Raw genomic sequence first — 22,121 nt, forward strand, 5'->3', positions numbered from 1 at the left:
GGCGCGCGCCTGGGCCTCGGCCGGGTCGGCGGTCAGCTGGGTGATGATGGAATCGGTCCCGGCGATGATGCCGGCGGCGTAGTCGCCCTGCCGGAAGGCCGGCAGGATGTCGTTGCGGATGATGAGCGATGAATAGGCGTCGGTCAGCACGCCCTCCAGCCCATAGCCGACCTCGATCCGCACCTTGCGCTCGTTCGGCGCGACGATCAGCAGGGCGCCGCCGTCGTTCTCCTTCTGACCGATGCCCCAGTGACGACCCAGCTGATAGCCGAAGTCCTCGATCTCCTGATCCTGAAGCGAGGGCAGGGTGACGACGACCAACTGATCGCCGGTCTGCTGTTCCAGCGTCGCCAGCTTGCCGGTCAGGGCCTGTTCCTGTTCGGGCGTCAGTAGTTGAGCGTCATCGACCACGCGGCCGGAGAGCGCTGGGAACTTGATGTCGGCAGCCAGGCTGGCGCCGGGCAGGGCGGCCAGCCACAGGACGAGGCCCAGCAGCAGCGCGGGGAGCAGGCCCCGCGCCGCGCCTTCCCTCGGGGCGAGGGCGAAAGGTGTCATTTCAGGCTTACTGCGCCGCCGGGGCGGGCGTGGCCGCAGGCGGCGTCGATCCGGGCGCGGTCGCAGGCGCGCCGCCGCCGGGCTGGGCGCCCAGGTCGAAGTTTACCGTTGGCGCGGATTGAGCCTCGGCCGTGGCGGTGAACAGCTGCATGGGCTTGGAGCCGCCGTGCAGGGTCTTGGCCCAGATCACGCTGGGGAAGGTGCGCAGCTCGGTGTTGTAGTCGCGCACGGCCTCATTGTAGTCGCGGCGCGCCACGGCGATGCGGTTCTCGGTGCCTTCCAGCTGTGATTGCAGGGTCAGGAAGTTCTGGTTGGCCTGAAGCTGGGGATAGGCCTCGACCGTCACCAGCAGCCGCGACAGGGCGCTGGAAAGCTCGCCCTGGGCCTGTTGGTATTGCTGGAAGGCGGCGGCGTTATCGAGGTTGGAGGCGTCGATGTTGACGCTGGTGGCCTTGGCGCGGGCCTCGATCACCTGGGTCAGGGTGGTGCGTTCCTGAATGGCCGCGCCCTGGACGGTGGCGACCAGGTTCGGCACCAGGTCGGAGCGCCGTTGATACTGGCTCTGCACATCGGCCCAGGCGGCCTCGGCGCGTTCCTGCTTGGTCGGAATGGTGTTGTAGCCGCAGGCGCCCACGGCGGGGGCCAGGACGACGACAGCGGCGACGGCCGCGATGCGAGGCGAGAAACCAGCCATGAAGAAGCTCCTGCGGGCGGTCCTCATGACCGCTGATCGCTAAAGACTATCGGGCCCGGAAGGCTCCGCTTCAAGGCTGGATTTTTGCAACTTGATCCGCTCATCCCGGCGGAGGCCGGGATCCAGTTCTTTGGCCGTTAGTCGCGCCTGCAAGCTCATAGGTCCGCTGAGCGCGCGAGGTTCTTACTGGGCCCCGGCCTCCGCCGGGGTGAGCGGGAAGAGGGAGCGATCCTCAGCCGTTCAGGTCTTCCGGCGCCACGCCCGCCGCGCGGCAGGCGGCGGTGTAGGTGTTGGCCAGCAGGCAGGCGATGGTCATGGGGCCGACGCCGCCGGGAACGGGCGTGATGCGGCCGGCGACCTCGACCGCCTCGTTGAAGTCCACGTCGCCGACGACGCGGGTCTTGCCTTCAGCGGCCTTGACCGGATCGCGCGAGGGGACGCGGTTGATGCCCACGTCGATGACGGTCGCGCCCGGCTTGATCCAGTCGCCCTTGATCATCTCCGGGCGGCCGACGGCGGCTACCAGAATGTCGGCCGTGCGGCACAGGGCGGGCAGGTCGCGGGTGCGCGAGTGGGCCACGGTGACGGTGCAGCTTTCGCCCAGCAGCAGTTGCGCCATCGGCTTGCCGACGATGTTGGAGCGGCCGACGATGACGGCGTTCAGGCCTGAAAGATCGCCCAACTGATCCTTCAGCAGCATCAGGCTGCCCAGCGGCGTGCAGGGGATCATGCCCGGCAGGCCGACGGCCAGGCGTCCGGCGTTGACGACGTGGAAGCCGTCCACGTCCTTGTCCGGCGAGATGGCGTCCAGAACGGCGGCCGAATCGATGTGCTTGGGCAGGGGCAGCTGCACCAGGATGCCGTGGATGCCCGCATCGGCGTTCAGCGACGCGATCAGGGCCAGCAGCTCGGCTTGAGTCGTTTCGGCGGGCAGGCGGTGGGTGTCGGACCGCATCCCGGCCTTCAGCGTCGTCTCGCCCTTGTTGCGGACATAGAGCTGGCTGGCGGGGTCTTCGCCGACGATGACGACGGCCAGGCCGGGCTTGACGCCGTGGGCGGATTCCAGCCGTGCGGCGGCCGCTGCGACGCGCTCCACCAGGGTCTGGGAGAAGGCCTTGCCGTCGATCAGCGAGGCGCGGGCGGGTTCGACAGCCATAATTGGCTCCATCTGCCGGGAACTGGAAAGCGTTGCCGCGATTTACAGGCGCTGCGGTTCGGCGTCTATGATGACGCCAGCAAAGAGGTTTTTATGCGTTATTCCCTGCTCGCGGCGGTCAGTGCTGTCGCTCTTCTCTCCACCGGCGCCGCCTGGGCCCAGTCGGCGACCGACGCCCGGCTGGGGGATAACATCCGCGGTCGGCTGGAAGATGGCGACGCCCGCACGCGCGGCAGCGACGGCTATCGCTATGACGACTACCGCGTGAATCTGCGCGCCGGTCAGCGGCTGGAAGCCGAGATGACGTCGGACGATTTCGACACCTATCTGGAAGTCTACGCCGAAGGCTCCCTGCGGGAGTCGCTGGCCAGCGACGATGACAGCGCGGGCGACCTGAACGCGCGTCTGCGGTTCACCGCGCCCGAAGCCGGGGTCTACATCGTGCGGGCCCGCACCTTCTCCGGCATCGAGACCGGCGACTATCAGCTGTCGCTGAAGGAGCGCGCCGCGCCGCGGATGCCGCGGCCGGGCCGCATCGCCATCGGCCGCGATGAGACGGGCAGCCTGGGCTCCAGCAGCGCCGAGGATGACGACGGCAAGCGTTACGACGCCTACGCCTTCCGCGCATCGGCGGGCGAGCGGGTGAAGATCGATCTGCAGTCCGAGGACTTCGACAGCTTCTTGCGTGTCGGCCGTATCGTGAACGGCGCCTTCTTGCAGATGGCCGAGAACGACGACGGCGGCTCCAGCCTGAACGCGCGCCTCGTATTCACGGCGCCGCAGGCGGGGGAATATCTGATCCGCGCCACCTCCTATAACGGCTCGGCCGAGGGCGACTACCGCCTGTCGATGGAGCAGGGGCCGCCTGCGCCGACGGCGACGTCGGTGACGGTCGGCGAGGAGACGCGGGGCCGTCTGACCTCGGACAGCGCGACCAGCGATTCCGGCGCTCCGACCGACCTGTATCGTTTCAGCGGCCGAGCGGGGCAGCGTGTGGCTATCACCATGAAGGCGGACGGCTTCGACACCTATCTTGAGTTGTTCGACGCCAACCACAACAGCCTGGCGACTGACGACGACAGCGCCGGCGACCTGAACGCTCGCCTGACCCACACCCTGGCTGAGGACGGCGACTACCTGATCGAGGCGCGCGCCTTCTCCAGCGGCGAGGGCCCCTACACGCTGAACATCGAAGAGATCGCACCGCCGCCGCCGCCTTCGGCCATCGCATTCGGCCAGACAGTCGAGGGCGAACTGACCAACAGCGACGCCACCGATGATGACGGACGCCTGTATGACGCCTTCGTCTTCAGCGGAACCGAGGGGCAGCGCATCCAGGCCGTGATGCGATCCGGCGATTTCGACGCCTATCTGCAGCTGAGCGAAAACGGCGAGGAGTTCAGCGAGATCGCCAGCGACGACGACGGTCTGGGTCAGGGAACGGACGCGCGTCTGATCTTCACCCTGCCGGAAACCGGCGAGTATGTGCTGCGTGCACGGTCATGGTCGCGCGACGCCAAGGGCCTTTATGCGCTGGAGCTGCAGGATCTGGGCGACGAACCTTCGCCGGGCAGCCTGCTGATCGGCTCGACGGTGCGCGGACGGTTGAGCGAGCGGGCCAGCCTTACCGACGACGGCGTCTACTACGACGCCTATCATTTCAAGGCCAAGGCGGATGAGAAGCTGCGCTTCACCCTGATCGCCAGCAGCTTCGACGCCGTGGTCGAGGTCGGCGAGGACAAGGACGGCGACTACTTCAAGCTGGAGGAGGATGACGACAGCCTGTCGGACACCCACGCCCGCCTGAACTGGACGGCTCCGCGCGACGGTTCCTATGTGCTGCGCGCCCGTAGTTTCGGCTCCAACTCGACCGGCGACTATGTGCTGATCACGGAGCGGCAGCCCTGAGCGAACCTGACGACGCCGCCGCCTCGGCCCTGATCCTGGGCCGGAAAGACCAGCACCTGGACGTGGTGCTGGCCGGCGGCGGGCGTCACGCCCTGTCGGCGGGGTTCGACGACTGGCGGTTCGTGCACGAGGCGCTGCCGGACCTGGACCATGCGCGGATCGACCTGGGCGTCGATTTCCTGGGACGGCGGCTGAAGGCGCCGTTTCTGATCAGCGCCATGACCGGAGGCCCGGCGCGCGCCGAGGCGATCAACGCCCGCCTGGCCGAGGCGGCCCAGCACCTGGGCATCGCCCTGGCCGTCGGCTCGCAGCGCGCGGCGCTGGAAGGCGGCGCGGCGGGCGGGCTGGACTTCTCGCTGCGGCTGAAGGCGCCGGATACGCCCATCCTGGCCAATATCGGCGCGGCCCAGCTGACGCGCGGCTTCGGCCGGGACGAGGCGCGCCGGGCGCTGGATATGATCGGCGCGGACGCCCTGGTCGTTCACCTGAACCCGCTTCAAGAGGCCTGCCAGCCTGAGGGAGATCGCGACTGGTGGGGCGTGGGCGCGGCGCTTCAGGCGCTGATCCGCGACCTGGACGCGCCGGTCATCGTCAAGGAGACGGGGGCCGGGATTTCCGCTGTCACCGCTCAGCGCCTGATCGCCATGGGCGCGGCGGGGGTCGATGTCGCGGGGGCGGGCGGCGCCAACTGGGGCCTGATCGAGGGCGAGCGCGCGACCGAACCGGCGGACAAGGCGCATGCCCTGGCCTTCGCCGACTGGGGCATACCGACTGCGCGCGCCCTGGCCGAAACGCGCAACGCCTTGCCGGACGCCCTGCTGATCGGATCGGGCGGCGTGCGCGACGGGGTGGATGCGGCCAAGGCGATCCGTCTGGGCGCCGACGTCGTCGGCATGGCTTCGGGCGTCATCCAGGCGGCGACCGTCTCGACCGAGGCGGTCATCGATCAGTTCCGGCTCGCCATTCGGCAACTGCGAACTGTCTGTTTTTGCGTAAACGCTTCAAATTTAGCGGCGTTGAAACGAGTTCCATTGCTTCCTGTCAAATAAGCTGGGCATTTTCGCCCCCTGCGTTTTTGCGTCGCACCCAAGGAGATTCCCATGCGCGCCCTGTTGATGACGTCGGTCCTCGCGTCCTCCCTGATTTTGGCCGGCGCCGCCGCGGCCCAGAGCTCCATCCGGCCTGGGCAGACCGTGACCGGCAATTTCAGCAGCAAGGACGCCCGTATGGACGACGGGTCGCACTACCGCTGCTATGTGGTGCAGACCCAGGCGGGGCAGGCCTATACGGTGACCATGCAGTCTGAGGACTTTGACACCTTCCTGATGGCGGGCGCCGGCACGGATTGCGACGAGACCTCGGTGACGAACGACGACGGCCCTGACATGGGCACGGACTCGCAACTGCGCTTTGTCTCCAACGGTGGAAACTGGATCATCCGGGCCAACACCCTGAGCGAGGGGCAGACCGGCTCCTTCCGCCTTAGCGTCTCGGAAGGCCAGCGCCTGCGCCCGACCACTCAGATCGTGCCGATCTCGGTCGGTGAAAGCCGCCAGGGCCGACTGGAGTTCAGCGACCGTCAGGCTGACGACGGCTCCTTCTACGACTGCTACGTCCTGAACGTCAGCCGCGGGGGCAATGTCTCGGTTCGCATGGATTCGGCGCAGTTCGACGCCTACCTCTCGCTGCACGAAGGGCCGCAGTGCGACGGCGACAGCCTGGCCTCCGACGATGACAGCGGCGGCGGCACCAGCGCCATGGTCACTCAGAATCTGCGCCCCGGCTCCTATTCCTTCCGCGCCAACAGCCTCAGCTCGGCGCAGGAAGGCGACTATACCGTCTCCGTCACGACGATGCGCTGACAAGGAAAAGGCCCCGGTTTCGCCGGGGCCTTTTTCAATAGAAGACGCTGTCTGATGCGGAAGGCTGGTCGAGCGCTGACTGACGCGCCTCGCGTTCGGCGGCGTAGTCGGGCTGAGGCGCATCGAACCCGAAGCCGTAGTCGTCTCGTTCCAGCTGTGGCGCAGGCTGAGGCGGCGAGGGGCGGGCGATGGTCGGCGGCGCTTCCTGTTCGGGCAACGGCGGCAGGTCGGGCGTCAGCTCCAGCCAGGCGCTTTCGACATAGGGTTCGTCCTCGCCGGGCAGGGCGGCGAGCCGTTCGGGATCGTGCTCGTATCCGTCCCGCAACTCCCCAACAGCCATGATGGAGCCGACCGGCAGGTCCGGCTCGACGGGCGGCACGACGTCGATGGCGACGGCCGGGCCGGGCGCTCGCCCGCCATGCGCCGCCGAAGTCGAGTTCCAGGCGGCCCAGCCCGCCGCGCCCAGTCCGGTCAGGACCAGGGCGGCGGAGGCCAGAATGACGGCGCTTTTATTCATGGTCGGCGGCGTCCTGCGTTCGCTCTGGATACGAAAGCGCTCAACCGCCGTCCGGTTCAAGCCGAAGGCAGAAGATCGCCGGCGAAGGCGCGGTAGCGACCCGCGCGTACGCCTTCCGTCGCACGGGCGATGTCCGGCGCGAAATAGCGGTCTTCCGTATAGGCGCCGCAGGCCTCGCGCACGATGGCGTAGGTCTGCTCCAGTTCCGGCGACGAGGTCAGCGGACGACGGAACTCGATGCCCTGGGCGGCGGCCAGCAGTTCAATGCCGACCACGGTCGCCGTGTTGGCGGCCATGTCCAACAGGCGGCGGGCGCCGTGGGTAGCCATGGAGACGTGGTCTTCCTGGTTGGCGCTGGTCGGCACGGTGTCGATGACGCAAGGGTGGGCGACCATGCGGTTCTCGGCCACCAGGGCCGCCGCCGTCACCTGGGCGATCATGAAGCCCGAATTCACGCCGCTGTCCTTGACCAGGAAGGCGGGCAGGTCGGTCATCTTGGGGTCGACCAGGATGGAGGTGCGGCGCTCGGAGATATTGCCGATCTCGCACAGGACCATGGCGATCTGATCGGCTGCATAAGCAACGGGTTCTGCGTGGAAGTTGCCGCCCGAGATGACGTCGCCGTCCTCAATGAAGACCAGCGGATTGTCGGTCACGGCGTTGGCTTCACGCTCCAGCATGGCGGCGGCGTTGCGCAGAACGTCCAGCGTCGCGCCCATGACCTGCGGCTGACAGCGCAGGGAGTAGGGATCCTGCACCTTGGCGCAGTCGTGGCGATGGCTCTCGCGGATGGCGCTGCCGCTCAGCAGTTCGCGCAGGCGGCGGGCCACGTCGATCTGGCCGGGTTGGCCGCGCAGGGCGTGGATGCGCGGGTCGAACGGCGCGTCCGAACCCAGCAGGGCGTCCACCGACAGGCCGCCCGCCGCGATGGCGGCGGCGAACACGTCCTCGGCGGCGAACAGGCCGGTCAGTGCCAGAGCTGTCGAGCACTGGGTGCCGTTCAGCAGGGCCAGGCCTTCCTTGGGGCCCAGGACGACCGGCTTCAGCCCGGCCTTGGCCAGGGCCGACACGGCGTCCAGCGTCTGACCCTGATAGCGGGCTTCGCTGACGCCGATCAGGACGCACGACATATGGGCCAGCGGCGCCAGATCGCCCGAGGCGCCTACTGAACCCTTGGACGGGATCAGCGGCAAGATCTCGGCGTTGACCATGCCGATCAGCGTCTCCAGCGTGTGACGACGCACGCCCGAGGCGCCCTTCGACAGGCTGGCGATCTTCAGCACCATCAGCAGGCGGGTGGTGTCCTCGCTCAGCGGCTCGCCGACGCCGCAGGCGTGGCTGAGCACCAGGTTCTTCTGAAGCGTTTCAAGGTCTTCCGCTGCAATGCTGGTGTTGGCCAACAGGCCGAAGCCGGTGTTGATGCCGTAGACCGTGCGGCCTTCGTCCAGGATGGCGGCGACGGTCGCCGCGCCCTTTTCGACGTTGGTCCAGGCGGCGTCGGTCAGGCTGACTGTGACCGGGCCGTTCAGGGCGGCGCGAAGCTGGGAGAGGGTGAGCGGCGCGGCGCCGATTTCGATGGTGGTGGTCATAAGCTTACAGGTCCAGCGAGGGCAGGTTCAGGCCATGTTCGCGCGCGGCGTCCCTGGCGATGTCATATCCGGCGTCGGCGTGGCGCATGACGCCGGTGGCCGGGTCGTTCCACAGGACGCGCTCCAGACGCTTGGCGGCTTCGTCGGTGCCGTCGGCGACGATGACGACGCCCGAGTGCTGGCTATAGCCCATGCCGACCCCGCCGCCGTGGTGCAGCGACACCCAGGACGCGCCCGACGCCGTGTTCAGCAGGGCGTTCAGCAGGGGCCAGTCGGACACGGCGTCCGAGCCGTCCATCATGGCCTCGGTTTCGCGGTTGGGGCTGGCGACGGAGCCGCTGTCCAGATGGTCGCGGCCGATGACGATGGGGGCGCTCAGCTCGCCCGAGGCCACCATCTCGTTGAACATCAGGCCCGCGCGGTGACGGTCGCCCAGACCGATCCAGCAGATGCGCGCCGGCAGGCCCTGGAAGGCGATGCGCTCGCCCGCCATGTCCAGCCAGCGGTGCAGGCCGGCGTTGTCGGGGAACAGCTTCTTCATCGCCTCATCCGTCTTGCGGATGTCCTCGGGATCGCCCGACAGGGCGGCCCAGCGGAACGGGCCGATGCCGCGGCAGAACAGCGGGCGGATATAGGCGGGCACGAAGCCGGGGAAGTCGAAGGCGTTCTCGACGCCTTCGTCAAAGGCGACCTGACGGATGTTGTTGCCGTAGTCGGTGGTGGGGACGCCCATCTTCTGGAAGTCCAGCATGGCCTTGACGTGGGTGGCCATCGACGCGCGGGCGGCGGTCTCGACGGCGACCGGGTCGCTGACGCGCTTCTCTTCCCACTCGGCGACGGTCCAGCCCGAGGGCAGGTAGCCGTTGACCGGGTCGTGGGCGCTGGTCTGATCGGTCACCAGATCGGGGCGGACGCCGCGCTTGACCATTTCAGGCAGAAGGTCAGCCGCATTACCCAACAGGCCGATCGACAAGGCTTTCTTGTCCTTGAACGACTGCTCCAGCAGGGCCAGCGCCTCGTCCAGCGTTTCGGCCATGACGTCGACGTAGCGGGTGCGCTGGCGGAACTCGATGCGGCTGCGCTGGCACTCAATGGTGATACAGGACGCCCCGGCCATGGTCGCGGCCAGGGGTTGGGCGCCGCCCATGCCGCCGAGGCCCGCCGTCAGGATCCACTTGCCCGCCCAGTCGCCGCCGTAGTGCTGGCGACCGGCCTCCATGAAGGTCTCATAGGTGCCCTGAACGATGCCCTGGGTGCCGATGTAGATCCACGACCCGGCGGTCATCTGGCCGTACATGGCAAGGCCCTTCTTATCGAGCTCGTTGAAGTGGTCCCAGGTCGCCCATTTGGGCACCAGGTTGGAGTTGGCGATCAGCACGCGCGGCGCGTCGACATGGGTGCGGAAGACGCCGACCGGCTTGCCCGACTGAACCATCAGGGTCTCGTCGGCTTCCAGCTTCTGCAACTGATCCACGATGGTGTCGAAGGCCTGCCAGTTGCGCGCCGCCTTGCCGATGCCGCCATAGACGACCAGGTCTTCAGGACGCTCGGCCACCTCGGGGTCGAGGTTGTTCATCAGCATCCGCATGGCGGCCTCGGCCGCCCAGGTTTTTGCGGTCTTTTCCGGCCCACGCGGGCTACGAATGATACGGGTATTGGGCGTGGCCATCGAATCCTCCATGCGGCGTCAGCCGCCGTCGTGCGTTGGCCGTACTGTTATGTCTAGACAATATTGCGTGCAAGAGGCATTTTCGTTTCATGGATCAGGAGCCGCTTCATCGTCGCATCGCGGGCGACATCGAACGCCGCATCGCCTCGGGCGAGTGGCGGCCGGGGTTCCGCATTCCGACCGAGGCGGAACTCACGGCGGAATACGGCTGCGCGCGCATGACGGTGTCGCGCGCCATGTCCGACCTGGCGGCGCGCGGGCTGGTGGTGCGACGCCGCCGTGCGGGGACAGTGGTGGCCCACCCGCCGCTGCATTCCTCGGCCCTGGTGTCCATCCCTGACATTCAAGGCGAGATCGAGAGCCGGGGACTAGCCTATTCTCATCGCCTGCTGGGCCGAATCGTCCGCCCGGCGAGCGGGGAGGAGGACGGGCTGGGCGAGCGGGTGATCGAACTGCAGACCCTGCACCTGGCCGATGGCCTTCCGTTTGTCTTTGAGCGCCGTCTGATCTCCCTGTCCGCCGCGCCCGAGGCGGAATCCGCCGACTTCACGACGCAGCCGCCGGGCGGATGGCTGCTGGCCCACATGCCCTGGACTGAGGCCGAGCATCGCATCTCGGCCGTCGGCGCTGATCGCGAGACGGCGGCGGGCCTGGGTCTGGCCGACGGCGCGCCCTGCCTGCGGCTGGAGCGCCGCACCTGGCGTGACGGTCAGGGCGTGACCTGGGCCTCACAGATTTTCCCCGGCGCGGCCTATGATCTGGTCGCGCGCTTCTCTCCGACCAAAGGATGACACCCATGAGCCAACCGTCTGAAGCCCTGGGGTGGCGTTCTGTCGGCGATCTGGTGGGGCGCCATCCCGACGCCCGCGTCGCCTTGATCGGCGCGCCGTTGAACGAGCGGTCGTTGACGCCGGGCCGTTGTGACCTGGGGCCGAAGGTGCTGCGTGGGGTTCTGCCGCGTCTGTCGACCTATGATGTCGAGACGGGGCTGGAGCTTGAGATCAAGGTTCATGACGCTGGCGATGTGGCGCTGAAGGCCGTCTCGCCGTTCGACGCCTTCGAGCCTGTGCGCGACGCCGTGGCGGCGCAGGCCCATCGCGACCTGACCATTCTGGTCGGCGGCAATAATGCGATCACCCGGCCGGGCGTTCACGCTCTGGGGCTGGACCGCGTCGGCGTGCTGACGCTGGACGCGCATTTCGACCTGCGCGACACGGACCAGGGACTGACCAACGGCAACCCGATCCAGGCCCTGCTGGATGACGGCATGGACGGCCGCCGCATCAGCCAGGTCGGCCTCGCGCCCTTCGCCAATACTCGCCGGGCGCATGAAAAGGCCGAGGCGGCCGGCATCAGCGTCCGCACTGCCCGCGAATGCCGCCAGCGCGGCCTAGCCAATGTGGTGGTCGAGGAGCTGGAGCGTCTGTCGTCCCTGTGCGAGGTCATCTATGTCGACTTCGACATCGACGTGATCGACCGCAGCCAGTGGCCCGCCAGCCCCGGCGCACGGCCGGGCGGGGTGTCGGTGCACGATTTCTTCGACGCCGCCCGCGCCATCGGCGCCCATACCAAGGTGCGCGCCGTTGACTTGACCGAATACGACCCGTCGCTGGAAGTCGGCGACCTCGGCTCCCTGACGGCGGGCCGTTGGTTCTGTGAAATCCTGGCTGGAGTAGCCTCGCGATGAGAGCGTGGCTAGCGGCTGCGATTGTCGGCCTTGTTGTCTCAGCATCCCCCGCACAAGCCTGTGAAGGCATCGATCGCGCGAGCCAACAGATTCTTGAGTTCCAGCGCGACCTAGCCTCAAACGCTGATAGCATTTACCTCGCGCGGGCTGTTCCAGTCCCTGGCCGAACCTATATGAGCACATACAGCCGTATCGTTGTGATCGACGGTGAGACGCCGCCTCCTAGGTTAAGAGCTTGGCCTATAGACTGTGGCGATGCCGATGAGGGGCTAACCGTGGTTTTCGCCCAGCGAGTTCGACCCACCTATAAGCTGTCCGATTACTGGTTCTGGGGCGGCTGGGTTCTTACGGCATTTTACCCGTCCGAGATCGTCGATCCGGAGATAGCGGCGCGCCTGCGCACAACCGCTGATCGTTTGAGAGCCGAGTTGCGTCAATGAGCCTGGAAACACGACTATTGATCGACTGCCACGTCGCGACGATGGCCGCCGGGGGCGCCCCCTATGGCGCCATCGAGGACGCCGCCATCCTGATCAAGGACGGGCGCATCGCCTGGGTCGGGCCGCGCGCTGATCTGCCTGTGCACAAGGCTGTGGAAACCGACCGTCTGGGCGGGCGCTGGGTCACGCCGGGGCTGGTGGATTGCCACACTCACCTGGTCTTCGGCGGCGATCGTTCGGGCGAGTTCGAGCGGCGGCTGGAGGGGGCGACCTATGAAGAAATCGCCCGCGCCGGGGGCGGCATCGTCTCGTCCGTGCGGGCCACGCGCGAGGAGAGCGAGGATCAACTCTACGCCTCGGCTCTGGCGCGGCTGGAAGGGCTGAAGGCCACCGGCGTCACCACCGTCGAGATCAAGTCTGGATACGGTCTGGATCACGACAGCGAGCTGAAGATGCTGCGCGTGGCCCGCCGCATCGGGCGCGAGGCCGGGGTGCGGGTCCGCACCTCCTATCTGGGTCTGCACGCGGTGCCGCCGGAGCATAAGGCCGATCGCGCCGTCTATGTGGACAAGGCTGTGGATGAAATCCTGCCCGCCGCCCACGCCGAGGGTCTGGTCGACGCCGTCGACGCCTATTGCGAGCCCATCGCCTTCTCGGTCGAGGAGGTCAGCCGCCTGTTCGACAAGGCCGAGGAACTGGGTTTGCCGGTCAAGCTGCACGCGGATCAGCTGTCGGACGGCGGCGGGGCTGCGCTGGCCGCCCGCTATCAGGCCCTGTCGGCCGACCATATCGAGCACACGACCGAGGCGGGCGTGAAGGCGATGGCCGAGGCGGGCGTGGTGGCGGTGCTGCTGCCCGGCGCCTTCCTGATGCTGCGCGAGACGCAGGCGCCGCCGATCGCCCTGTTGCGCCAGCACGGGGCGCGCATGGCGGTGGCCACGGACTGCAATCCGGGCACCTCGCCGGTCGCCTCCATGACGGCGGCGATCAACCTGGCCTGCGTCCAGTTCCGTTTGACGCCGGAAGAGGCTCTGGCGGGCGCCACGCGAAATGCGGCCCGCGCGCTGGGCCTGCAGGACGAGATCGGCACGCTTGAGGCGGGCAAGGCCGCCGATCTGGCTGTCTGGGACATCAGCCGCCCGGCGGAGCTGGCCTATTGGCTGGGCAAGCCGCTGCTGCATCGCCGCTATCTGGCGGGACGCGCGGCCTAGGACTAGCGTCGCTCTCTCAAACGGGAGGGAGCGCGCATGGCGCAGGCGGAAACGGACGTCGTCATCCTGGGCGGCGGGCACAACGGATTGGTCTGCGCCTTTTATCTGGCGCGGGCCGGTCTGAAGGTGACGGTGCTGGAACGGCGCGGCGTCGCCGGCGGGGCGGCGGTGACCGAGGAATTCCATCCTGGTTTCCGTAACTCGACCGCCAGCTATACCGTCAGCCTGCTGAACCCGCGCGTCATCGCCGACATGGAGTTGCCCCGCCACGGGCTGCGGGTGGTCGAGCGCCGGGCGGCCAACTTCCTGCCCTTTGACGACGGGCGCTACCTGCTGACCGGCGAGGGACGGACCCAGGCCGAGGTGGCCAAGTTCTCGGTGCGCGACGCCGAGCGCCTGCCGGACTATGAGGCGCGGCTGGAGACGGTCGCCGCCATCCTGCGCGATCTGATCCTGACCACCCCGCCCAACGTGGTTGAAGGCTGGCTGGCTGCGCTGCCGGAGATGCTGAAGGCGGCGTCCTTGGGGCGGCGGGTTTCGGGGCTGGGCCTCGCGGCGCAGCGCGATCTGCTGGACCTGTTCGCCAAGTCGGCGGGCGACTGGCTGGACGGCTGGTTCGAGAGCGACCCGATCAAGGCCCTGTTCGGTTTCGACAGCGTCGTCGGCAACTACGCCAGCCCCTATACGCCCGGTTCGGCCTATGTCCTGCTGCACCACGTCTTTGGTGAGGTGAACGGCAAGAAGGGCGCCTGGGGCCACGCCATCGGCGGCATGGGCGCCATCACCCAGGCCATGGCCGCCGCCTCCGCCGAGCAGGGCGTCGACATCCGGTTGGACGCGCCGGTCGCCGAGGTGCTGACGGAAAAGGGCAGGGCGGTCGGAGCCGTAACCGAGGCGGGCGACGCAGTCCGCGCCCGGGCCGTGGTCTCAAACCTGCACCCGCGTCTGCTGTTCGACCGCCTGGTCGATCCGGCCGTGGTTCCGGCGGACTTCTCCGAGCGGATGAGCCGCTACGCCTCCGGCTCGGGCACCTTCCGCATGAACGTCGCCCTGTCGGAACTGCCGCGCTTCACGGCCCTGCCAGGGGCGGGGGACCACCTGACAGCGGGCATCATCATCGCCCCGAGCCTGGCCTATATGGACCGCGCCCACGCCGAAGCGCGGCTGAACGGCTGGTCGTCCAAACCGATCGTCGAGATGCTGATCCCCTCGACCCTGGACGACAGCCTGGCCCCGGCGGGGCGGCACGTCGCCAGCCTTTTCTGTCAGCACGTCTCGCCGGATCTGGCGGACGCGCATCGTGACACGGTGGCTGACCTGATGATCGAGACGGTCGAGGCCCATGCGCCGGGATTCAAGGCCTCCGTGGTCGGGCGGCTGGCGCTGGGACCGCGCGATCTGGAGCGGCGCTTCGGCCTGATCGGCGGCGATATCTTCCACGGACGGCTGACGCTGGATCAGTTGTTCAGCGCCCGGCCGGTGCTGGGCCACGCCGATCATCGGATGCCCGTGCCTGGGCTCTATCTGTGCGGATCGGGCGCTCATCCGGGCGGCGGAGTGACGGGAGCGCCAGGACACAATGCGGCGCAAGCGGTGCTGAAGGATTTCGGCAGGCGCTGAGGCCTGTCGCGTCCAGGTTGTCCTGCAGTAATGTAAGGTTGTGTTTTTGCTAATATGCAACCTAATATTGTTCTCTCAGGGGTGGGAGAACAATCTATGGATGTCGAAGCGTTCATCACGCGCTGGGGCAGCGCGACGATCAGCGAGCGTTCGCACTATCAGACCTTCATCAGCCAACTGTGCGCTCTGATCGGCGTGACGGCGCCGGATCAGGAGACGGTGGGAGATCGCGGCTACTGTTTCGAACGGCGGGTGGAGTTCCGCTTTCACGACGGCGGCGCGCACCGGGGATTCATCGACTGCTATCGGCGCGGCGCCTTCGTGCTTGAGGCCAAGCAGTCGCAGAAGCGCGCGCCCGGCGGCGAATTGGACCCGCAGCGGCATCTGGCCCTGTTCAACGGGCGCGGGCGCAAACCGCCGAAGGGCGATGCGGGCGCAATCGAGCGGCTGATGCTGGACGCCAAGCGCCAGGCCGAGACCTACGCTAAGGCGCTAGACGAATGGCCGCCCTTCATCGTTGTCGTGGACGTCGGGCGCTCCATCCACCTGTGGGCCGACTTCGATCGGCAGGGGAAGGGCTATGTGCCGTTTCCCGATCTGGCGCGCTGTCGCATCACTATGGACGACCTGCGTGATCCGGCGGTGCGGGAGCGTCTGCGCCGGGTGTGGGACGAGCCGATGAGTCTGGATCCGGCAAGCCATGTGGCGGCTGTGACCAGCGACATCGCCGAGCGGCTGGCCTGGCTGGTGCGCTCGATCCGCAAGCGGGCGCCGACCGATTCCAGCGGTTGCGTCGATGTCGTGACGCGGGCGGCGTGGGACAAGCGCACTTCGCTGTTCGTCATGCAGTGCATCTTCGCCATGTTCGCCGACAGCGTCGGACTGATCGACGACCGGGGATTTCTACGTCTGCTGGAAAGCTATCGCGGGATGGCGGATCGCTTTCACGTCAGTGCGGCGGACTTCTTTCGCCGCATGAACAGCGGCGGGCATTGCTCGGCGGTTCGTCAGGATCTGCGGCGTTTCAATGGCGGCCTGTTCAAGGAAGAGGCGGCCGTGCCGGTCACGGAGGCGGAACTGGAGGCTCTGATCGCCGCCGCCCAGCGCGACTGGGCTTCGGTCGAGCCGGCGATCTTCGGCGCCTTGCTGGAACAGGCGCTGGACCCGATGGAACGCGGCGAACTCGGCGCCCACTATACGCCCAAGGCCTATGTACGGCGGTTGGTCGAGGCGACGATCATGGAGCCGCTGCGCGCCGAGTGGGAGGCGGTCGCGGGGCTGGCGGTCGGCCACTACGCCAGCGGCGACGTGGTGCGGGCGCGTCGCGCCATGCGCGAGTTCCACCATGCCCTGTGCACGACGCGGGTGCTGGACCCCGCCTGCGGCACCGGCAACTTCCTCTATGTGGCCATGGACATGATGAAGGATCTCGAGAGCGAGGTTCTGACCGCCCTGACCGATCTGGGCGACGCCCAGACGGCGCTCGGTCTGGAGGGGCATACCGTCAGTCCCGAGCAGTTCTGGGGGCTGGAGAAGAACGTCCACGCCGCCTGGATCGCCGAGATGGTGATGTGGATCGGCTATCTGCAATGGCATTTCAGGAACGCCGGCGACGCCAAGCCGACCGAACCGATCCTGCGCAATTTTAACCGTATCCAGCATACGGACGCGCTGCTGACCTGGAAGGACGAAGAACTGGTGCGGGACGCGCGCGGGCGGCCTCTGACCCACGCGCGCGTGTTGAGCCGAGGCGGCGGTCTTTCGGCGGCTGCGGCGCACGAGGAGAGAGAGGTTACGCGATATATTGATCCACGCCCGACGGTCTGGCCGACGGCGCACTTCATCATCGGCAATCCGCCCTTCATCGGGGGCAAGGACGTGCGCGGCGAACTGGGCGACGGCTATGTCGACGCCCTGTGGCGGGTGCGGCAGGGGCGGTTCCGATCGGCGGATCTGGTCACGGCCTGGTGGGACCGTGCGGCGGAGATCCTGACGGCTAAGGGCAGCGTTCTGAGACGGTTCGGCTTCATCACCACCAACTCGATCACCCAGACCTTTTCCCGGCGCGTGCTGGAGCATCACTTGAACGGCGCGCCGCCCATGCGCCTGACCTTCGCCATCCCTGACCACCCATGGATCAAGGGCGCCGACCGCGCCGACGTCCGCATCGCCATGACCGTGGCCGAGCGCGGCGAGCCGAATGGGCAGGGTCGTCTGCTGACGGTGGTCGAAGAGAGAATGAGCGACGGCGAAACGCCGGACATCGTCCTTCGCGAACAGCGCGGCGACATCGGGCCGGACCTGACCATCGGGGCGTCGGTCAGCGAGGCGCAGCCGCTGAAGGCCAATGCGTTGTTGTGCTCGCCCGGCGTGAAGCTGCACGGCGGTGGGTTCATGGTGTCGCCGGACCGGGCGAAGCAGTTGCTGGCGGCGTCCAGCGATGAGGCGGAAATTCCGATCCGCGCCTATCGCAACGGGCGCGATCTGGCCTCACGATCGCGCGGCGTGAAGGTGATCGATCTGTTCGGCTGGACCGAGGAAGAGGCGCGCCGCAGTCACCCCGCCGTCTTCCAGCATCTGTTGGAGGTGGTGAAGCCCGAGCGTGACCGCAACAATCGCGCCGCCTATCGCGACAACTGGTGGATGTTCGGAGAGCCGCGCAGCGAGTTCCGCCCGGCGTTGGATGGGCTGTCCCGCTACATCGCCACGGTGGAGACGGCCAAGCACCGGTGGTTCCGTTTTCTGGATGCGGACATCCTGCCGGACAACACCCTGATCGCCGTCGCCTCGGACGATCCGCGCATCCTGGGCGTGCTGTCGTCGCATGTGCATGGAGTGTGGGCCCTGGCGCGCGGCGGGCGGCTGGAGGATCGGCCTGTCTATAACAAGAAGGCCTGCTTCGACGCCTTTCCCTTTCCTGATCTGAACAGCGCCGCAGGCGAGGAGATCGGCGTCTTGGCCGAAGAGATCGACGAACGTCGTCGTCAGGTTCTGGCCCAGCACGAGGATCTGACGATGACCGGGCTCTACAATGTCCGGCGTCGCCTTCAGGAGGGCGCAGAACTGATCGGGAGCGAGCGCGATCTCTATGATCGCGGTCAGGTCGGCTTGCTGCATCATCTGCATCAACGCTTGGATCAGCAGGTGGCGACGGCCTACGGCTGGCGCGACGGCATGACGAATCAGGCGACGCTCGGCGCCCTGCTGGAACTGAACCGCGCTCGGCGGGTGCAGGAGGAGAGGGGCGAGATCCAATTCCTGCGGCCGAGCTATCAGGCGGGACGGATCAAGTCGTCCGCACGCGCCGTGCAGATCGAGGCGCTGCTCGACAGGACCAGCACACGAGCGCCGTTGCCCGATGCGCCTGCGGTTCTGGCGGGCGTGTTGCTGGAAGAGCTGCGTCGCGAAGGGCGGCCGCTGCAACCGCTGGAACTGGCGCGTCGCTTCGATGGCCGGATCGGTCGCCGCAAGACGGACCGGATCGAACAGACCCTGGCGATCCTGGCGGTGGCCGGATCGGTCCAACACACGGATGAAGGCTGGTTCTCGCCGCGACGGCACTGATTTGGCCTAGCCGTGGGACGCGGCGATCATTAAGTCATTTAAGGGCGGTTCCGGCGGGACCGCCCTTTGCTTTACCGAAGAATTCCAGCCCCGATCGACAACGCGCCGCGTTGGTCGCCGGGGAAACGAGATGACCATGCTTGAGAAGACGTTCGAACCCAAGGCCGCCGAGCCGCGCATCTACGCCCAGTGGGAGGACAGCGGCCTGTTCGCCCCGCGCGCGGCCCAGCCGACTGACGGCGCCGCAGATGCCTATTCGATCGTCATTCCGCCGCCGAACGTAACGGGCAGCCTGCACATCGGCCACGCCCTGAACAACACGCTTCAGGACATCCTGGCCCGCTATCACCGCATGAAGGGCAAGGCCGTCCTGTGGCTGCCGGGCACCGACCACGCGGGCATCGCCACCCAGATGGTCGTCGAGCGCAAGCTGGCGGCCGAGGGCAACATCGGTCGCCGTGATCTGGGCCGCGACGCCTTCATCGAAAAGGTGTGGGAGTGGAAGGCCGAATCCGGCGGGACCATCGTGCGCCAGCTTCGTCGCCTGGGCTCGTCGTGCGACTGGTCGCGCGAACGCTTTACCCTGGACGAGGGGCTGAACGCCGCCGTCCGCAAGGTCTTCGTCCAACTGCACAAGGACGGCCTGATCTATCGCGACAAGCGACTGGTGAACTGGGATCCGCATTTCCAGACCGCCATCAGCGACCTTGAGGTCGAGCAGAAGGAGGTCGAGGGCGCCTATTGGCACTTCGCCTATCCGCTGGCCGACGGCGTGACCTATCAGCATCCGGTAGCCTTCGACGAGGACGGCAAGGCCACCGAGTTCGAGACGCGCGACTTCATCGTCGTCGCCACGACCCGGCCGGAAACCATGCTGGGCGACACCGGCGTGGCTGTTCACCCGGACGATGAGCGATACAAGGGTCTGGCCGGCAAGTTCGTGACCCTGCCGATCACCGGCCGCCGCATTCCGATTGTCGCCGACGACTACGCTGATCCGACCAAGGGTTCGGGCGCGGTGAAGATTACGCCGGCTCACGATTTCAACGACTTCGGCGTCGGAAAGCGTGCAGGACTTGAAGCTCTGAACATCATGGACGCCTTCGGTCGGATCACCGCCACCGACACGCCCGACGTGCCTGCGGAATACGAGGGCATGGATCGCTTCGCCGCGCGCAAGGCCATCGTCGCCCGCGCCGAGGAAGAGAACTGGCTGCGCGAGATCGAGAAGACCAAGCACGTCGTTCCGCACGGCGACCGCTCGGGCGTCGTTATCGAGCCGTGGCTGACGGACCAGTGGTACGTCGACGCCAAGGTCATGGCCCAGCCCGCCCTGAAGGCGGTCGAGGACGGCGCCACCGTCTTCGAGCCCAAGAGCTATGAGAAGATCTACTTCGAATGGCTGCGCAACATCGAGCCGTGGTGCATCTCGCGCCAGCTGTGGTGGGGCCACCGCATCCCCGCCTGGTACGGCCCGAACGGCGAGATCTACGTCGCCGAGACGGAAGAGGACGCTCGCGAACAGGCGATGTCGGACTATGATTCCGAGGTCGTGCTGACCCAGGACGAGGACGTTCTGGACACCTGGTTCAGCTCGGCCCTGTGGCCCTTCTCGACCATGGGCTGGCCCGAAAAGACCGAAGACCTGCAGCGCTTTTATCCGACCAGCGACCTGGTCACGGCGGCGGACATCATCTTCTTCTGGGTCGCCCGGATGATGATGATGGGTCTGCACTTCATGGACGGCGAAGTCCCCTTCAAGCGCGTCATCATCAACGGTCTGGTCCGCGACGAGAAGGGCCAGAAGATGTCGAAGTCCAAGGGTAACGTCATTGACCCCCTGGGCATCATCGACGAGCTGGGCGCCGATCCCTTGCGCTTCACCATGGCGATCCTGTCGGGTACGCGCGACATTAAGTTGTCGAAACAACGCATTGAAGGCTATCGCAATTTCGGCACCAAACTGTGGAACGCCGCCCGCTTCAGCCAGATGAACGAGGCGCGCCGCGTCGAGGGCTTTGACCCCGCAGGCGTGCAGCAGACAATCAACCGCTGGATCCGCGGCGAACTGACCAAGGCCGAGCGTCAGGTGTCGGACGCCATCGAAGGCGGCCGTTTCGACGATGCGGCGGGCGCGCTTTACCGCTTCATCTGGAACGTCTTCTGCGACTGGTATCTGGAACTGGCCAAGCCGGTGTTCAACGGTTCGGACGAAGCCGCCAAGGCCGAGACGCGGGCCATGACGGCCTGGACCATCGACCAGACGCTGAAGCTGCTGCACCCGGTCATGCCCTACATCACCGAAGAGCTGTGGGCGGAACTGGGCAAGGAAGGCCCGGCGCGCGACGGCCTGCTGATGGGCGAGACCTGGCCGGTGTTGCCGGACTCCTTTGTCGATGCGGACGCCGAGGCCGAGATCGGTTGGCTGGTCGACCTGATCGGTGAAATCCGCGCCCTGCGGGCCGAGATGAACGTGCCGCCGTCGGCCAAGCCGCCGCTGGCCTTCGTCGCGCCGGACGCGGTCACGGCCGAGCGCATTGCGCGCCATCGCGACCTGATCCTGACCCTGGGCCGCGTGTCCGACGTCGCCGTAGCCGAGGCCGCGCCGGCCGGGGCTGTAACCTTCGTCTCGGGCGGGGCGACGGTCGCGCTGTCGCTGGCCGGGATCATCGACTTGGCCGCTGAGCGCGCGCGTCTGGAGAAGGAGATCGCCGCCTTCGACAGTGATATCGACCATGTGAACAAGAAGCTGGGCAACCCCAACTTCGTCGCCCGCGCCGCCGCCGAGGTGGTCGATGAACAGCGCGCCAAGCTGGCCGAGGCCGAAGAGGGCAAGGCCAAGCTTCAGGCAGCGCTGGCTCGCCTGGACGCCATGGTTTGAGCCGGCTCCGGCTGGATCAACTCCTGGTCGCGCGCGGTCTGGCCGAAAGCCGGGCCAAGGCCAAGGCCGCGATCGAGGCGGGCGGCGTCACCGTGGACGGGGCGTCCGCCAGGGCGGCGTCTCAGGCCGTCAATGAAGACGCGGTCGTCACCTATGTCGACGCCTTCCGCTGGGTGGGGCGCGGCGCCTTGAAGCTGGAGCGGGCGCTGGACCTGTGGCCGGTCGCGGTTGACGGCCGCGTCGTGCTGGATGTCGGCGCCTCTACGGGCGGCTTCACCGAGGTCTGCCTGGATCGCGGCGCGGCGCGGGTGTTCGCCGTGGACGTCGGCACGGGGCAGCTGCATCCGAAGGTCGCCGTCGATCCGCGCGTGCTGAACCTGGAGAAGACCGATGCACGCGATCTGACGCCTGACGTCATCACCGAGGCGCCGTCCCTGATTGTTTGCGACGTCAGCTTTATCAGCCTGTCGAAGGTGCTGCCGACGGCGCTCGATCTGGCGGCGCCGGGGGCGGACCTGATCACTCTGGTCAAGCCGCAGTTCGAGGCGGACGGCCCCAAGGCGGTCGGCAAGAAGGGCGTGGTCAAGGATCCGGAGGCGCACGTGGCCGCTGTGGCCAAGGTCCGCGCCTGGCTGGAGGAGAGCGGCTGGGCCGTGCGCGAGGTCGCCGACAGCCCGATCACCGGCGGCGACGGCAACGTCGAGTTTCTACTCTGGGCGCAGAAAGCTTGACCCCAAACGAATTGAGGGCCGCCGGATATCCGGCGGC

Annotated in this window: 17 protein-coding genes; 11 read left to right on the forward strand and 6 right to left on the reverse strand. The window is 67.3% G+C overall.

Features of this window, described 5'->3' with window-relative positions:
- From B2Y21_RS04160 to folD, 3 genes are all read right to left on the reverse strand, one after another.
- Window positions 1-555 (reverse strand): TPM domain-containing protein (locus B2Y21_RS04160; protein ID WP_292057262.1); only part of this gene is annotated, 555 nt, incomplete at its 3' end.
- Window positions 556-562: 7 nt separating this feature from the next.
- Window positions 563-1,249: a LemA family protein gene (locus tag B2Y21_RS04165; RefSeq protein WP_292057264.1), complete on the reverse strand. Its 687-nt coding sequence runs from the start codon at window positions 1,247-1,249 to the stop codon at window positions 563-565.
- Between the two features lie 232 nt (window positions 1,250-1,481).
- The gene (folD, locus tag B2Y21_RS04170; protein WP_292057266.1) at window positions 1,482-2,405 is read right to left on the reverse strand and encodes a bifunctional methylenetetrahydrofolate dehydrogenase/methenyltetrahydrofolate cyclohydrolase FolD; all 924 of its coding nucleotides are present in this window, start codon (window positions 2,403-2,405) and stop codon (window positions 1,482-1,484) included.
- Window positions 2,406-2,498: 93 nt separating this feature from the next.
- Here folD and B2Y21_RS04175 point away from each other — a divergent pair, with 93 nt between their 5' ends.
- Genes B2Y21_RS04175 through B2Y21_RS04185 form a run of 3 tightly spaced genes read left to right on the forward strand, consistent with a single transcriptional unit; the run spans window position 2,499 to window position 6,175 of the window.
- Window positions 2,499-4,313, forward strand: coding sequence for a PPC domain-containing protein (locus B2Y21_RS04175; RefSeq protein WP_292057267.1), 1,815 nt, complete (start codon window positions 2,499-2,501; stop codon window positions 4,311-4,313).
- A 35-nt stretch (window positions 4,314-4,348) separates the two neighbouring features.
- A complete protein-coding gene (gene fni / locus B2Y21_RS04180; RefSeq protein WP_292057295.1) occupies window positions 4,349-5,362 on the forward strand; it encodes a type 2 isopentenyl-diphosphate Delta-isomerase in 1,014 nt (337 codons plus the stop codon).
- Window positions 5,363-5,413: 51 nt separating this feature from the next.
- The gene (locus tag B2Y21_RS04185; protein ID WP_292057269.1) at window positions 5,414-6,175 is read left to right on the forward strand and encodes a peptidase; all 762 of its coding nucleotides are present in this window, start codon (window positions 5,414-5,416) and stop codon (window positions 6,173-6,175) included.
- Window positions 6,176-6,209: 34 nt separating this feature from the next.
- Here the strand turns inward: B2Y21_RS04185 and B2Y21_RS04190 are convergent, their stop codons facing one another.
- The 3 genes from B2Y21_RS04190 to hutU are packed head-to-tail and all read right to left on the reverse strand — an operon-like array spanning window position 6,210 to window position 9,950.
- Window positions 6,210-6,692 carry a hypothetical protein gene (locus tag B2Y21_RS04190; RefSeq protein ID WP_292057271.1) on the reverse strand — a complete coding sequence of 161 codons (483 nt, stop codon included), beginning with the start codon at window positions 6,690-6,692 and terminating at the stop codon, window positions 6,210-6,212.
- A gap of 56 nt (window positions 6,693-6,748) precedes the next feature.
- Entirely contained in the window at window positions 6,749-8,281 is a 1,533-nt protein-coding gene (gene hutH, locus B2Y21_RS04195; protein ID WP_292057274.1) for a histidine ammonia-lyase, read from the reverse strand.
- Window positions 8,282-8,285: 4 nt separating this feature from the next.
- On the reverse strand, window positions 8,286-9,950 hold the full coding sequence (gene hutU, locus B2Y21_RS04200; protein ID WP_292057276.1) for a urocanate hydratase: 1,665 nt from the start codon (window positions 9,948-9,950) through the stop codon (window positions 8,286-8,288).
- Window positions 9,951-10,039: 89 nt separating this feature from the next.
- Between hutU and B2Y21_RS04205 the strand changes: the two genes are divergently transcribed.
- The 8 genes from B2Y21_RS04205 to B2Y21_RS04240 all read left to right on the forward strand — a co-directional run bounded on the left by B2Y21_RS04205 (window position 10,040) and on the right by B2Y21_RS04240 (window position 22,084).
- Window positions 10,040-10,741: a UTRA domain-containing protein gene (locus B2Y21_RS04205; protein WP_269298263.1), complete on the forward strand. Its 702-nt coding sequence runs from the start codon at window positions 10,040-10,042 to the stop codon at window positions 10,739-10,741.
- Between the two features lie 5 nt (window positions 10,742-10,746).
- Window positions 10,747-11,637, forward strand: a complete 891-nt coding sequence (locus B2Y21_RS04210; protein WP_292057282.1) for an agmatinase family protein — start codon at window positions 10,747-10,749, stop codon at window positions 11,635-11,637.
- Between the two features lie 275 nt (window positions 11,638-11,912).
- Window positions 11,913-12,077: a hypothetical protein gene (locus B2Y21_RS04215; RefSeq protein ID WP_292057284.1), complete on the forward strand. Its 165-nt coding sequence runs from the start codon at window positions 11,913-11,915 to the stop codon at window positions 12,075-12,077.
- A complete protein-coding gene (gene hutI, locus B2Y21_RS04220; protein ID WP_292057286.1) occupies window positions 12,074-13,288 on the forward strand; it encodes an imidazolonepropionase in 1,215 nt (404 codons plus the stop codon). The genes B2Y21_RS04215 and hutI overlap by 4 nt, the downstream gene beginning before the upstream one ends.
- 36 nt (window positions 13,289-13,324) lie before the next feature.
- Window positions 13,325-14,908 carry a phytoene desaturase family protein gene (locus B2Y21_RS04225; protein ID WP_292057288.1) on the forward strand — a complete coding sequence of 528 codons (1,584 nt, stop codon included), beginning with the start codon at window positions 13,325-13,327 and terminating at the stop codon, window positions 14,906-14,908.
- A 96-nt stretch (window positions 14,909-15,004) separates the two neighbouring features.
- Complete coding sequence (locus B2Y21_RS04230) at window positions 15,005-18,472, forward strand: class I SAM-dependent DNA methyltransferase (protein ID WP_292057290.1); 3,468 nt, start codon at window positions 15,005-15,007, stop codon at window positions 18,470-18,472.
- Between the two features lie 136 nt (window positions 18,473-18,608).
- Complete coding sequence (locus tag B2Y21_RS04235; protein ID WP_292057292.1) at window positions 18,609-21,353, forward strand: valine--tRNA ligase; 2,745 nt, start codon at window positions 18,609-18,611, stop codon at window positions 21,351-21,353.
- Entirely contained in the window at window positions 21,350-22,084 is a 735-nt protein-coding gene (locus tag B2Y21_RS04240; RefSeq protein ID WP_292057294.1) for a TlyA family RNA methyltransferase, read from the forward strand. Before B2Y21_RS04235 ends, B2Y21_RS04240 begins: the two co-directional genes overlap by 4 nt.
- Window positions 22,085-22,121 lie beyond the last annotated feature (37 nt).

Origin of the sequence: Brevundimonas sp. UBA5936 (assembly GCA_002430835.1) — a bacterium.
Taxonomy (GTDB): Bacteria; Pseudomonadota; Alphaproteobacteria; order Caulobacterales; family Caulobacteraceae; genus Brevundimonas.